The sequence below is a fragment of the Arthrobacter cupressi genome (assembly GCF_900099975.1).
GTDB lineage: Bacteria > Actinomycetota > Actinomycetes > Actinomycetales > Micrococcaceae > Arthrobacter > Arthrobacter cupressi.
Genome location: NZ_FNEI01000001.1, coordinates 405,550 through 418,476, shown reverse-complemented (window position 1 = coordinate 418,476; position 12,927 = coordinate 405,550). Strand labels below are relative to the sequence as shown.

The following is a 12,927-nucleotide window of genomic DNA, read 5'->3' as shown; positions in this document are numbered from 1 at the left end:
GCTGGGGCCTGCGGCTCAGGCCTTGCCGTCGAAGAGGCTGGTGACCGAACCGTCGTCGAACACTTCGCGGATGGCGCGGGCGATCAGCGGCGCGATGGACAGCACGGTCAGCTGCGGGAAGCGCTTCTCGGCCGGGATCGGCAGGGTGTTGGTGACCACCACTTCGCGGGCGCCGGACTCGGCAAGGCGCTGCGCGGCGGGGTCGGAGAACACGGCGTGGGTGCAGGCGATGATGACGTCCTTGGCGCCGGCGTTCTTCAGCACCTGCACGGCGCCGGAGATGGTTCCGCCGGTGTCGATCATGTCGTCGATGAGCACGCAGGTGCGGCCTTCGATCTGCCCGACGACGGTCTTGGACACCGCCTGGTTGGGCACCGTGAGGTCACGCATCTTGTGCACGAAGGCCAGCGGGGCGCCGCCCAGGCGCTCGGCCCACTGCTCGGCGACGCGGACGCGGCCGGTGTCCGGCGAAACCACGGTGATGTTGTCGGCCTCGACCTTGGTGCGGATGTAGTCGGCCAGCAGCGGGATGGCCATCAGGTGGTCCACGGGGCCGTCGAAGAAGCCCTGGATCTGGGAGGTGTGCAGGTCGACCGACATGATGCGGTCCGCGCCGGCGGTCTTGTAAAGGTCGGCCACCAGGCGGGCGGAGATCGGCTCGCGGCCGCGGCCCTTCTTGTCCTGGCGGGCGTAGGGGTAGAACGGGGAAACAACGGTGATCCGCTTGGCCGAGGCACGCTTGAGCGAATCGATCATGATCAGCTGTTCCATCAGCCAGTTGTTCAGCGGTGCCGGGTGCGCCTGGATCACGAAGGCGTCGGTGCCGCGCACGCTTTCGGCGGAGCGGACGTAAATCTCTCCGTTGGCGAAGTCGTAGGCATCAATGGGCAGGAGCTCGGTCTCCAGCTCCTTGGCGATTTCCTGCGCGAGCTCGGGGTGCGCCCGCCCGGCGGCAAGGACCAGTTTCTTCTCGCCGTGTGCCGTAATTTCGCTCATGCCTGTGTGCCCTCTTCTGTGGTTGCCGGAGTACTTGAGGAGTCTGGGGTGCCGGCGTCCTGCGCCAGGCGGGCGGCGGCCAGCAGGGCGGAGTTGCTGCCGGGGCGGTTGGCGATGACCCAGCCTTCGGCGTTCCGCTGCCCGGCCGCGTTGACGGCCAGGGCGCCGGCGGGAACATCCTTGCGGATCACGGTGCCCGCGCCGCTGTACGCGCCGTCGCCCACGCTGACGGGAGCAACGAACACAGTGTTGGACCCGGTGCGCACGCCGGAGCCGATCACGGTGCGGTGCTTCTTCTCGCCGTCGTAGTTGGCGGTGATGTTGCCGCAGCCGATGTTGGTGTCCTCGCCGATTTCGGCGTCACCGGCGTAGCCGAGGTGGGAGAGCTTGGAACCGCGGCCGATGGTCACGTTCTTGGTTTCGTAGAAGGCGCCGATCTTGCCGGTCTCCCCAAGGACCGTGCCCGGGCGCAGGTAGGTGAAGGGGCCAACGCTTGCCCTGGCGCCGATCGTGGAGCCCGAGCCGTGGGTGCGGGTCACCTTGGCGCCTTCGCCCACCTGGACGTCGGTGAGGGTGGTGTCCGGGCCGACGACGGCGTCGCGCGCCACGGTGGTGCTGCCGTGCAGTTGCGTGTTGGGCAGCAGGCGGACGTCCTCGTCGAGGGTCACGGTGGAGTCGATCCAGGTGGTGGCGGGATCGACGACGGTGACGCCGGCACGCATCCAGGCCTCGACGATGCGGCGGTTGTGTTCGGCCCCGAGGGCGGCAAGCTGCACGCGGTCGTTGGCGCCTTCCACCTGCCAGCGGTCGCCGGTGACGACGGCCGCGACGTGGCCGCCGTCCTTGCGGGCGATGGCGAGGACATCGGTGAGGTACTTCTCGCCTTGGGCGTTGTCGGTGGTGACGTGGGCCAGGGCGTCCCGCAGCACGGCGGCGTCGAAGGCGTAGATCCCGGAGTTGATCTCGCGGATGGCGCGCTCGTCTTCGCTGGCGTCCTTGTGCTCGCGGATGCCCAGGACGGAACCGTCCTCGGCGCGCAGGATGCGGCCGTAGCCGGTGGCGTCGTCCAGGACGGTAGTCAGCACCGTGACGGCGTTGCCGCCGGCTTCGTGTTCGGCGACGAGTTCCGCCAGCAGAGTGGAGGTGAGCAGCGGGACGTCGCCGTAGGTCACCACGACGGTGCCGTCCACGGTGCCCTGCTTGTCCAGCGCTTCGAGGCCCTGCTCAACGGCGCGGCCGGTGCCGGGAACTTCGTCCTGGTCCACGACCAAGACGTCGGCGGCGATGTCGGCCAGGTGGGCGGCCACGAGGTCGCGCTGGTGCCGGACCAGCACGGCCAGGCGGTCGGGGCTGATGCCCCGGGCGGCGTCGAGGGCATGTCCCACCATGGATTTTCCACCAATGGGATGCAGGATCTTGGGGGTGCGCGATTTCATGCGCGTGCCCGCACCAGCGGCCAGGACGATTACAGCGGCAGGGCCTGTTGCGGCGGGGCTCACTAAGTCGCTCTCCTTGTTCGGGTAACCACCGGGGTGGACCCGGCTGCGGCATCTGCTCAATCGTACTCTGGCTCCGGATGGCGCCGTCGCCGCGGTTCAGCGGTACAGCTCCGGAAAAACAGTGCCGGCAGATAACCGACGAGTTCCGCCCATAGGATTCGAACCTATACTCCACGGCTCCAAAGGCCGGGGTGCTGCCGTTACACCAGAGCGGACCGTGCGCGCTTGCCGGCAGGCCGTGGCCTGCGGTTTCCCGGCTGACCGGGTGGCGCGCACAGGTATCAAGTCTGCCATGACCGTTTGCTTCCGCGCGACTTCGCTCCGCCAGTGACCCGTCCCTTCCCGGCAAACCGCCGGGGCCGGGCGCCATGGAATCCGGCCTCCGTGCCATGAGGCATGATGGTTGGGTGAGCAAGAGCACAGGGGTTTCCGGTCCGGACGGTGGAACAGCAGGCGCCGTGGAGGCCTCCACCGGCCGCCCCGTCCGTTCCCGGATGACCGGTCCGCAGCGCCGCTCACAGCTGATCAACGTCGGCCGGGGCCTCTTCGCCGCCCGCGGCCTGGACGGCACCACCATCGAGGAAGTCGCTGCCGCGGCGGGCGTCTCCAAGCCGGTCATCTACGAACATTTCGGCTCCAAGGAAGGCCTCTACACCAAAGTGGTGGAGTGCGAATTCCGGATCCTGCTCGATTCCATCAACGATTCGCTCGCTGTCGAAGCCAAGCCGCGCGTCCTCGTCGAACGCGCGGCCCTGGCCCTGCTCGGCTACATCGAGGACCGCACCGACGGCTTCCGGATCCTCATGCGCGACGCCCCGCCGTCGCAGCCCGAAGGCGCATTCTCCACGCTGCTGTCCCACGTGACGGCCCGCGTGGAGCACATCCTCTCCGACGAATTCTCCCGCCGCGGCTTCAGCTCCGCCGACGGCGCCATGTACGCCCAGATGCTTGTCGGCATGGTAGCGATGACGGGCCAGTGGTGGCTGGACAGCCGCACGCCGGACAAGCGCGCAGTCGCCGCCCACCTGGTCAACCTCGCCTGGAACGGCCTCACCGGCCTCCAAAAAGACCCGGAACTCCGCGACGACGCGTAAGTGTCCCGTCCCGCCGTACCGGTGCCCTCGCCTTCTGCGTCGCTCACCTTGATCCTGGTCACCTGAGACGCAGACAACGGCTCTCCGCCGTCGCTTAGACACAGCCGATAGGCGCCGCTCCGGTCGCTGGGCGACCTCCACGACGCGATCGACCGCGATGCGCTCCTCTGCGGAGACCCGCAGTCTGCTTGCCGATCGTCCCGTTTCCACTGACGTCAGCGGGCACCCAAGGCGCGCAATATGGCGGACGGCGGTCCTTCCGAAAGGAGCGCATCGCGATGCATCGGGTGCCGGAGGTCGCTCAGCGACCGCAGGCGCCCCTTTGCATCGTGTCTAAGCGACGCGGAAGGGCCGTCTCCGCCACCCAAGGCGACCACTGGGAAGGTGGGGAGAGGAAGCCCTACTCCCCCAGGACCTCGGCTGCTTCGAGCCATTCGAGTTCGAGGCCCTCCTTTTCGGAGAGGAGGTCCTGGAGCTTGGCGTTGAGTTCGGCCAGGGCGTCGAAGTCGCCGGATTCGGACTTGGCCGCCATCTGGGTGTGCAGCTTTTCTTCCTGCTGGGCGATCTTGCCCAGCTGGCGGTCGATCCGGTTCAGTTCCTTGCGGGCTTCGCGTTTCTCGGCTTCGGTGGGGCCCGACGCCGGTGCGGCGCCCGAAGTGCCGCTGGCCGCCGTCGGGCTCGAACCGGATCCGCCGCTGACGCTGCCGGAAGCGAGCGCTGCCTCGCGCAGTTCCAGGTACTGGTCGACGCCGCCGGGCAGGTCGCGCAGCTTGCCGTCCCCGAGCAGCGCCATCTGGGAGTCCGTGACGCGCTCCAGGAGGTAGCGGTCGTGGCTGACCACCACGAGAGTGCCGGGCCAGCCGTCCAGCACGTCTTCGACGGCGGCGAGGGTGTCGGTGTCGAGGTCGTTGGTGGGTTCGTCGAGCATCAGGACGTTGGGTTCGCCCACCAGCAGGCGCAGCAGCTGCAGGCGGCGCCGTTCACCGCCGGAGAGGTCCGCCACGGGGGTCCACTGCTTTTCCTTGGTGAAGCCCAATTGCTCCACGAGCTGCCCGGCGGTGAGTTCCTTGCCGGCCACGTTGAAGGAGCGCTTCTCGCGTTCGATGACCTCGACGACGCGCAGGTCCTTGACCTCGTCGAGCTCCTTGACGTCCTGGCTGAGGACGGCCGTGACCACTGTCTTGCCGCGCTTGACCTTCCCGGCGTCCGGGGTGATGTCGCCGTTGAGCAGGCGCAGGAGGGTTGACTTGCCGGCGCCGTTGACGCCGACGAGGCCCAGGCGCTGGCCCGGCGCCAGCCGGAGGGTTACGTTGTTGAAGAGCTTCTGCCCGGCGTCGCCGCCCTGGAAGGCGAGCGAGACGTTTTCGAGGTCCAGTACGTCCTTGCCCAGGCGGGCGGTGGCCATCTTGTTCAGGGCCACGGAGTCCCGGGGCTCGGGGACGTCGGCGATGATTTCGTTGGCCGCCTCGATGCGGAACTTCGGCTTGGAGGTGCGGGCGGGCGCACCGCGGCGCAGCCAGGCCAGTTCCTTCTTGACCAGTTGCTGGCGCTTGTTCTCGACGACGGCGGCCATGCGGTCGCGTTCGGCGCGGGCCAGCACGTAGGCGGCGTACCCGCCGTCGAACGGGTCCACCATGGCGTCGTGCACTTCCCAGGTGCGGTTGCAGACTTCGTCGAGGAACCAGCGGTCGTGGGTGACCACCAGGAAGGCGCCCTGCTTGGCGCGCCAGCGCGACTTCAGGTGCCGGGCCAGCCAGGCGACGCCTTCGACGTCGAGGTGGTTGGTGGGTTCGTCCAGCATGATGACGTCGTGGTCCTCGATGAGGAGCTTCGCCAGCGCCACGCGGCGCTTCTGGCCGCCCGAGAGCGCGTGGACGTTGGCGTGCCAGTCGACGTCGCCCACCAGTCCGCCCATGATCTCGCGGATCTTCGGGTTGGCTGCCCATTCGTGGTCGGCGCGGTCGCCGACAATCGCGGCGCCGACGGTGAGGTCCCCGTCCAGGACGTCGGACTGGTCCAGGTAGCCGATGTTGACGTCGCCGCGCTTGGTGACCCGGCCGGAGTCCGGGGTGGAGCGCATCGCGAGCAGCCGCATCAGGGTCGACTTGCCGTCGCCGTTCCGGCCCACCATGCCGATCCGGTCGCCGTCCTCCAATCCGAGCGTGACGCCGTCGAGGACGGTGCGGGTTGCAAAGGAAACGGTGAGGTTCTCACCGCCGAGCAGGTGGGCCACTGGGTACTACTTTCTTGGGGAAATTGAACTAGTGCAGGGTATCGGAGGTGATCCGCGCGCCGGGAACGGGTCCGTGGACGGCCAGTGCGGTGTGGCCCAGGTGCCCGAGTTCTTCGGCCAGCCGTCGGGCCTCGGCCTGGTTGTGTGCCAGCAGCGCCACGGTGGGCCCGGAGCCGGACACGAAGCCGGCCAGGGCACCCTTGGACTCGCCGAGGCCGATGGTGTCCCGCAGCTGCGGGGCGAGTTCGATCGATGCGCGCTGGAGGTCGTTGACCAGGACGCGGCTCAGCGCTTCGGGGTCGCCGCCGCGCAGGGCCTGCAGGATCTGGGCATCCACTTCGCTCGGCTCGGCGGCGTCCACCCCTTCGGCGTCGCGGAGCCGGTCCAGCGTGTGGAAGACCTCCGGGGTGGACAGGCCGTAATCGGCGCAGACCAGCACCCAGTCCATCTGCGCCTTCGCCAGCGCCGGCGAGAGCTTGTCCCCCACGCCCAGTCCGACGGCGGTGCCGCCCAGCAGCGAGAACGGCACGTCCGCGCCGAGCTCGGCCGCCAGGTGGGCCAGTTCTTCGCGGGACAGGCCGCTGTCCCAGAGGGCGTCGCAGGCCAGCAAGGTGGCCGCGGCGTCGGCGGAGCCGCCGCCCATGCCCCCCGCCACCGGCACCCGCTTGGTGATTTCCAGGTGCACACCTGTGGGGTTCTCGGACACCTCGGCCATGATCGCGGCGGCCTTGTACGCCAGGTTCCGTTCGTCCAGCGGGATGTCGACGCCGTCGAGCTCCAGCGTGCTGTCCGGGCTGATGCTGACGGTGATGCCCGGCGTCGGCGTGCTGGTGGCGGCCACTTCCTCGTAGAGGGAAACGGCCAGGTACACGCTGGCCACGGAGTGGTAGCCGTCCGGGCGCAGCGGGCCCACCTTCAGGGAGACGTTGACTTTGCCGGGGGCGCGGACCTTCACGGTGCGCGGCACGAAACGGCCCTGGTGTGCGGAGACGGGGCGGCTCATGCGGCCTGCGGGTGGCGTGCCTCGGCGATCCGGATGAAGGCGCCGATGTCCAGCACCTCGCCGCGGGCCGTCGGGTCCACGCCGGCGGCCACCAGGCAGCGTTCGGCTTCGGCGGCGCTGCCGGCCCAGCCGGCCAGGGCGGCGCGGAGGGTCTTGCGGCGCTGCGCGAACGCGGCGTCGATGACGGCGAACACCTGCTCGCGGGTGGCGTGCGTGTTGTGGGCTTCCTGCCGGGTGAAGGCCACCAGTCCGGAGTGGATCTTGGGCGCCGGCCAGAACACGTTCATGCCGATCACTCCGGCCTTGCGCATGTGCCCGTACCAGGCGGCCTTGACGGAGGGGACGCCGTAGATCTTGGACCCCGGCGTGGCCGCGAGCCGGTCCGCCACTTCGTCCTGGACCATGACCAGGCCGTGGCGCAGGCCCGGGAAGTGTTCCAGCAGGTGCAGCACCACCGGCACGGCGACGTTGTAGGGCAGGTTGGCCACCAGGGCCGTGGGCTGGACGGGAAGGTCGGTGACCTTCATGGCGTCGGAGAGCACCAGGTGGAAATCGTCCGCGGCGTCGGGGCGCCAGGCGCGCACGGTTTCGGGCAGCTTGGCCGCCAGCACCGGATCGATTTCCACCGCCACCACCTGCTTGGCGGCGTCGAGCAGTCCCAGGGTCAGGGAGCCCAGCCCGGGGCCGACCTCGAGGACGGTTTCTTCCGGGTCCACGCCCGCGGCGGAGACGATGCGGCGGATCGTGTTGCCGTCGATGACGAAGTTCTGGCCCAGCGTCTTGGTTGGGCGGACACCGATTTCCTCGGCGAGCCGTCGGATGTCGGCGGCTCCCAGGAGGGGCGCGACGGCGGCAGGTTCGGAATTCGCGTCAGTCACCTAGGTATCCTATCGCCCGCCCGGTGGCAGGACTTTCCGTGCGGCTGCCGGGGCGCCACACATGACGAAGGCCGGGCCCGGAAATTCCGGACCCGGCCTCATGTCGTGCTTCGCAGTGCCGCCTAGGCTGCCCAGCCGCAGCCCCAGGGCTGCAGGCCGCGCTCCGCGTACACGCGGTTGGCGATGTCGATCTGCTGGGCCTTGGTGGCCAGGCTGGCATTCGGTGCATAGGCGCCGCCGCCGGAGCCGAGCCAGGTCTGGATGTCGAACTGCAGGCCGCCGTAGTAGCCGTTGCCGGTGTTGATGGACCAGTTGCCGCCCGACTCACACTGGGCGATGCGGTCCCACATGGCTTCGTTCGGGGCGCCGGTGGGGCCGCTCGAGGCCTCGGGGGCGGGGCGTTCCTTGGTGCCGACAGTGACCTTCTCGGCCACCGGCTTGACGGTCACCGTGGAGGACAGCAGGGTGCGGGAGGCTTCGCGGCCGTCGACCGTGACCAGCTTGAACTTCTTGCTGACCTGGCCCAATACGCCTTCCTGGGTGACCTTTTCCTCGTCGGTGTACATCGTGGAGCTCTTGGTGGTGATGGTCTCGAAGGGAACATTCTCGGTGACGGTGGCGGTCTTGGAGAGGTCCACGCGGGACACCTTGATCACCATGTTCTTGATGACCGGGGCGTGCCGGGGCTGGGAGACGCGGTCGTTCGCGCCAAGCTTGACGCCGGCGTCCTTCAGCACGGTGGCGACGTCGGCCGCCGTCGTGGTCTTCACCGAGCTCTTGCCGTCCGCGATCAGCGTGACCTTCTTGGGGGTCGAGATCGACACGACGGAGCCGGAGACGGCAAGCTGCATGTCCTTGTCGGCGGAGACAGCCGAGGAACTGGCCACGCCGAGTTCGGTGATGAGGCCCGCGACGTCCGGGGAGTTGGTGTTGACGGTCCGCTGCGTGCCGTCGAGGGTGACCGAGACCGACTTGGCCAGGTTCACGTTGATGATGGAGCCGTTCTGCACCGAAGCATCCAGCGCCGGGCTGACCCGGTCCGCCGGCTTGAGCTCGACCTTCGCCGCCTTGACCACCTGGTCAACCGTGCTGCCGAAGGTCTGGACGGAGCTCACCTTTCCATCGACGTTGAGGGTCACTGTCTTGTTGTTGCCGGTGAAGGCGACAATCCCGAGCACCAGTGCCGAAAGCACCAGCAACTGCGCAGCGACCTTGGGAAAGCTGAATTTGCCGTCCGTGGTGAAGAACTTGACCATGATTGCCCGTAACTGTTGGACCATCCGGGCACGGGGAAAAACGCAGTTGCCTACCTGCCGCGGGGACGGCCCAAGTGCCAAAGGCACGGGGGTATCCCGCGGTGGAGCAACTGCGCTGCCACTGCCGATCTACGTGAAAATTTCCAGTGCGAACGGAGCTTTCGTATCCGCTGGCCTTCCCCGACCCCGGCTACTGGTTACCCACTGTAACCGAAGCGTTATAAAACGGCCAAGAAATTGTGCATACCCGGTATGTACTCCGCGGCCGTCCGCAGGCGGGTCAGTCCCACGATCCATAGGCGGCGAGGGTGTTCCCGGCCAGCTGTCCGCACAGCCCCGCAAGGTCTTTTTCCGCAACGTCCGCCATGGCCCGCACCGTGTACGGGACCATGTAGCTGGCGTTCGGCCGGCCGCGGTGCGGGTGCGGAGTCAGGAACGGCGAATCGGTCTCCACCAGCATCAGTTCGGGCTCGGCGATCAGCAGGGCTTCGCGGAGGTTGTCGGCATTCTTGAAGGTGAAGGTGCCCGCGAAGGACATGTACCAACCGTTCTCGTTGCAGATGCGCGCCAGTTCCGCTCCCCCGGAGAAGCAGTGGAACACCACCTTCTCCGGAGCGCCTTCTTCGCGCAGCACCTGGACGACGTCGTCGTGCGCGTCCCGGTCGTGGATCTGCAGGGTCAGCCCCAGCCGCTTGGCGATGTCGATGTGCCGCCGGAAGGAATAGCGCTGGTGGGCCAGGCCGTCGCCGTGCGTGCGATAGAAATCCAGGCCGGTTTCACCGATCGCGCGCACCCGCGGGTGCCCGGCCAGCTCCTCGATCTCGGCGAGCGCGGACTCCAGCTCGCCCCGCCCGGCATAGGCCGGCGCATCGTTGGGGTGGATGGCCACCGCGCCCAGCAGCCGCCGGTCCGCTTCGATGGCTTCCACCGTGAAGCGCGAGGACTCCAGGTCGCAGCCCACCTGCACCGCGCCCTGGACCCCGACGGCGGCCGCCGCGTCCAGCGCATCGGTCACCGAGACCTCCAGCAGGCCGTGCCGGAAGTCCAGGTGCGTGTGGTTGTCCATCACCGGGACGGGCAGCGGCTCCGGGGCGGGCGGGTACTCCTTGCGGGCACGCTTGCCCGGGGTTTCTTCGGCGTCGCCGGCAACGTCTTCGGGCGCGCGGTAGGAAAGCGGCGGAAGGGAATTGCACATGCGTCAACCCTAGCGGCCCGCGGTCCGCGCATTGGACGCGGCGCTGGCCCCTGTCTGCGGCGGGCACCGGCTGGGTAGTCTTGGTATCAGGGGGTGGAGCATCCCGTCGGCGCAGGCCAGCGGGGTTCCGTCATGGCTGAAGGGTTGTCCATGGATTCACAGCATCAGAGCACGGTTCGGCACCAGGACATCGTCCGCGAAAGCGTTGTCCGTGCGGAAGAGTCCACTGCCGAACCGGGATCGCCCAACGGGCACAGGCACGCCGCCATGCCCGCTGCGGAGTTCCACGCCGCCAGCGAAAAAATCCTGGCCGCCATCAACCAGGTGATCGACGGCAAGGCAGAGGCCGCCAAGCTCGCCCTCACCGTGCTCCTCGCCCGGGGGCACCTCCTGGTGGAAGACGTTCCCGGCGTGGGAAAGACCATGCTCGCCAAGACCCTCGCCCGGAGCATCGACTGCGGTGTCAGCCGAATCCAGTTCACCCCTGACCTGCTGCCCTCGGACGTGACCGGCGTGTCCATCTACAACCAGTCGTCCCGGCAGTTCGAGTTCCGCAAGGGCGCGGTATTCGCCAACATCGTCATCGGCGACGAGATCAACCGCGCTTCGGCGAAGACGCAGTCCGCGCTCCTGGAATGCATGGAGGAGCACCAGGTCACCGTGGACGGCACCTCCTACAAGATGGCCGAACCGTTCATGGTGGTTGCCACCCAGAATCCGATCGAAATGGAGGGGACGTATCCCCTCCCCGAGGCCCAGCGGGACCGTTTCATGGCCCGGATCTCCATGGGTTACCCGGACCAGGCCTCCGAAATCGAGATGCTCGAAACCCACCAGGCCGTGTCCCCGCTGGCGAAGGTCACCCCGGTGGTAACCGCTGCCGACGTCGCCGCCATGATCACGGCAGTGCAGCAGGTGTACGTGTCCCAGGCCGTGAAGGAGTACACCGTGGCGATCGGGCACGCCACCCGCGACAGTGCCCGGCTCCGGCTCGGCGCAAGCCCGCGCTCCCTGCTGCAGCTCCTGCGCGCGGCAAAGGCCACCGCTGCCCTGGACGGCCGCGACTTCGTGCTGCCGGACGACGTGGTCGCGGTGGCCGAACCGGTCCTCGCGCACCGCATCATCCTCGAGCGGAAGGCCGCCGGTGCGGGCGACACCCCGCAGAGCGTCATCCGCGCCATCCTGGCCTCCCTGCCGGTGAGCCGGGACTCCGCGGCCGACGCCCGCCGCGCGTAGGAGCCAGCCATGGCCCTGCTGGAACTGCTTCCGAAGCATTTGTTCACCACCCGGGGCTGGGGCCTGCTGGCCGCGGGCACCGCTTCGCTCCTGCTCGCCCAGATCATGGGGCGCCGTGACCTGCTGGCCCTGGGCATCCTGCTTATTGTGCTGCCGCTGGTGTCCCTGGCCGGGGTGCGGGTCCTGAAGCCGAAGTTCCAGGTGTTCCGGGAATTCATCCCGCCCACCGTGGAAACCTCGTCCACCGCGACGGTTCGCCTCGCCGTGGCGCGCACGGGCAGCTCGAACGCCTCAGTGATCATGGAAGAGCAGTTGCCTCCGCGCTTCGGCGAGCCGCCGGCGTTCCGCTTCCCCGCCCGGTCCGCCAGCGGAGGCACCAGCCGCTACGAATACCACCTGCGCTCGGGCAGGCGCGGCCAGTTCAAGATCGGCCCCGTGACCGCCGAGTTCTGCGATCCGTTCGGCTTGTCGCTGCACCGGCACACCATCGACGAAGGCGAGTTGCTCACGGTGACGCCGGCCGCCGTCGAGCTTCCGGCGACCGGGCTGGCGGGCGCGCGCGGCAACGACGGCGTCACGGCCACCCGGATCCGGGCCAACCCGAGCGACGACGACGTGATGACGCGCGAGTACCGGCACGGCGACCCGATGCGCCGGGTCCACTGGGCGGCGACCGCCCACCACGGCGAACTGATGGTCAGGCAGGAGGAATCCGTCACCACCCCCGAGGCCACCATCATCATGGACCACCGCTATTCCTCCTTCGCCATCGGGCCGGGGTCCCGTTTCCCGGCTGTCCACGACGATTCGTTCGAACTGCTGAGCAGCGACAGCTTCGAGTGGGCCGTGACGGCGGCGATGTCCATCAGCGCGCACCTCGCCGAACGCAACTACTCGCTGCGGTTCCTTGACGCCGCCGGCAACCCCGCGTTCCACGGTTCCCGCTCGGCACCGTTCCCGGATGCCGAGGAATACAGCGGCAGCGGCGGGCTGCAGTCCATCGGCGAGAGCCTGGCCGCGATCCAATTGGACGGCCCCCGGCACCCGCACGGCGAGGGCAGGCGCGGTGACATCCGGCGCAATGACGCCAAGGGCGGTGAGGGCAAGCGCGGTGACGGCGGCAATCCCGACGGCGGCGAGGCGGCTTTTGATGACCGGCTGATGGACAAGCTCGCGGCGCACCGGCTGCGCGGCCCGGTGCTCGCCCTGCTGGGCACGCTGGGCGAGGCCGAGGCCCGCGCCCTTGCCCCTGCTGCCGGTTTCGGCGCGAATGCCTTCGCGCTGCTGGTCACCGAACATCCCCGCAGCGCCCAGGCCGCGGTGGACGCGCTGCGCCTGGGCGGCTGGCGGGCACTCGCCGTCACTCCGCGCACGCAGCTGACGGCTGCCTGGTCCGCGTTCGACCAGGGCGAGATCATGGCGGCGGCCGCCGCCGCCATGGACGTGCGGCGCGGTGCGGCGGTGGAGCGATGAGTGCGGTGAGGCGATGAGCGGGCAGCGCGGCGGAGCCGCGGTGCCCGGACAGGTCCGCGGTGCG

At 68.8% G+C, this 12,927-nt stretch carries 10 protein-coding genes and 1 tRNA gene; 3 read left to right on the top strand and 8 right to left on the bottom strand.

The annotated features are described in order from the left end of the window. Positions 1-15: 15 nt before the first annotated feature. The 3 genes from BLP88_RS01880 to BLP88_RS01870 all read right to left on the bottom strand — a co-directional run bounded on the left by BLP88_RS01880 (position 16) and on the right by BLP88_RS01870 (position 2,710). Positions 16-996, bottom strand: a complete 981-nt coding sequence (locus BLP88_RS01880) for a ribose-phosphate diphosphokinase (RefSeq protein WP_074586418.1) — start codon at positions 994-996, stop codon at positions 16-18. Beyond that, the gene (glmU, locus tag BLP88_RS01875; RefSeq protein ID WP_074586417.1) at positions 993-2,495 is read right to left on the bottom strand and encodes a bifunctional UDP-N-acetylglucosamine diphosphorylase/glucosamine-1-phosphate N-acetyltransferase GlmU; all 1,503 of its coding nucleotides are present in this window, start codon (positions 2,493-2,495) and stop codon (positions 993-995) included. The genes BLP88_RS01880 and glmU overlap by 4 nt, the downstream gene beginning before the upstream one ends. Positions 2,496-2,638: 143 nt before the next feature. Then, positions 2,639-2,710: transfer RNA gene (locus BLP88_RS01870), tRNA-Gln, on the bottom strand. A 279-nt stretch (positions 2,711-2,989) separates the two neighbouring features. Here BLP88_RS01870 and BLP88_RS01865 point away from each other — a divergent pair. Next, positions 2,990-3,589, top strand: a complete 600-nt coding sequence (locus tag BLP88_RS01865) for a TetR/AcrR family transcriptional regulator (RefSeq protein WP_074586635.1) — start codon at positions 2,990-2,992, stop codon at positions 3,587-3,589. Positions 3,590-3,989: 400 nt separating this feature from the next. Here BLP88_RS01865 and BLP88_RS01860 read toward each other — a convergent pair whose 3' ends face one another. The 5 genes from BLP88_RS01860 to BLP88_RS01840 all read right to left on the bottom strand — a co-directional run bounded on the left by BLP88_RS01860 (position 3,990) and on the right by BLP88_RS01840 (position 10,154). After that, positions 3,990-5,822 carry an ABC-F family ATP-binding cassette domain-containing protein gene (locus BLP88_RS01860; RefSeq protein ID WP_074586416.1) on the bottom strand — a complete coding sequence of 611 codons (1,833 nt, stop codon included), beginning with the start codon at positions 5,820-5,822 and terminating at the stop codon, positions 3,990-3,992. A gap of 28 nt (positions 5,823-5,850) precedes the next feature. Further along, positions 5,851-6,825 carry a 4-(cytidine 5'-diphospho)-2-C-methyl-D-erythritol kinase gene (locus BLP88_RS01855; protein ID WP_074586414.1) on the bottom strand — a complete coding sequence of 325 codons (975 nt, stop codon included), beginning with the start codon at positions 6,823-6,825 and terminating at the stop codon, positions 5,851-5,853. Further along, the gene (rsmA, locus tag BLP88_RS01850; protein ID WP_074586412.1) at positions 6,822-7,703 is read right to left on the bottom strand and encodes a 16S rRNA (adenine(1518)-N(6)/adenine(1519)-N(6))-dimethyltransferase RsmA; all 882 of its coding nucleotides are present in this window, start codon (positions 7,701-7,703) and stop codon (positions 6,822-6,824) included. The genes BLP88_RS01855 and rsmA overlap by 4 nt, the downstream gene beginning before the upstream one ends. 122 nt (positions 7,704-7,825) lie before the next feature. Then, positions 7,826-8,959: a resuscitation-promoting factor gene (locus tag BLP88_RS01845; RefSeq protein ID WP_074586410.1), complete on the bottom strand. Its 1,134-nt coding sequence runs from the start codon at positions 8,957-8,959 to the stop codon at positions 7,826-7,828. A 280-nt stretch (positions 8,960-9,239) separates the two neighbouring features. Then, the gene (locus BLP88_RS01840; RefSeq protein WP_074586409.1) at positions 9,240-10,154 is read right to left on the bottom strand and encodes a TatD family hydrolase; all 915 of its coding nucleotides are present in this window, start codon (positions 10,152-10,154) and stop codon (positions 9,240-9,242) included. A 150-nt stretch (positions 10,155-10,304) separates the two neighbouring features. Here BLP88_RS01840 and BLP88_RS01835 point away from each other — a divergent pair, with 150 nt between their 5' ends. Then, entirely contained in the window at positions 10,305-11,390 is a 1,086-nt protein-coding gene (locus BLP88_RS01835) for an AAA family ATPase (RefSeq protein WP_084110684.1), read from the top strand. Between the two features lie 9 nt (positions 11,391-11,399). Continuing rightward, positions 11,400-12,863, top strand: a complete 1,464-nt coding sequence (locus tag BLP88_RS01830) for a DUF58 domain-containing protein (protein WP_074586407.1) — start codon at positions 11,400-11,402, stop codon at positions 12,861-12,863. The last annotated feature ends 64 nt before the right edge of the window (positions 12,864-12,927 follow it).

Excerpts from the sequence above, each read along its gene's own strand:
- BLP88_RS01880 (WP_074586418.1), bottom strand. The coding sequence starts at position 996 with ATGAGCGAAATTACGGCACACGGCGAGAAGAAACTGGTCCTTGCCGCC.
- BLP88_RS01835 (WP_084110684.1), top strand. The coding sequence starts at position 10,305 with ATGGATTCACAGCATCAGAGCACGGTTCGGCACCAGGACATCGTCCGC.
- BLP88_RS01830 (WP_074586407.1), top strand. The coding sequence starts at position 11,400 with ATGGCCCTGCTGGAACTGCTTCCGAAGCATTTGTTCACCACCCGGGGC.
- BLP88_RS01855 (WP_074586414.1), bottom strand. The coding sequence starts at position 6,825 with ATGAGCCGCCCCGTCTCCGCACACCAGGGCCGTTTCGTGCCGCGCACC.
- BLP88_RS01840 (WP_074586409.1), bottom strand. The coding sequence starts at position 10,154 with ATGTGCAATTCCCTTCCGCCGCTTTCCTACCGCGCGCCCGAAGACGTT.
- BLP88_RS01845 (WP_074586410.1), bottom strand. The coding sequence starts at position 8,959 with ATGGTCAAGTTCTTCACCACGGACGGCAAATTCAGCTTTCCCAAGGTC.
- BLP88_RS01865 (WP_074586635.1), top strand. The coding sequence starts at position 2,990 with ATGACCGGTCCGCAGCGCCGCTCACAGCTGATCAACGTCGGCCGGGGC.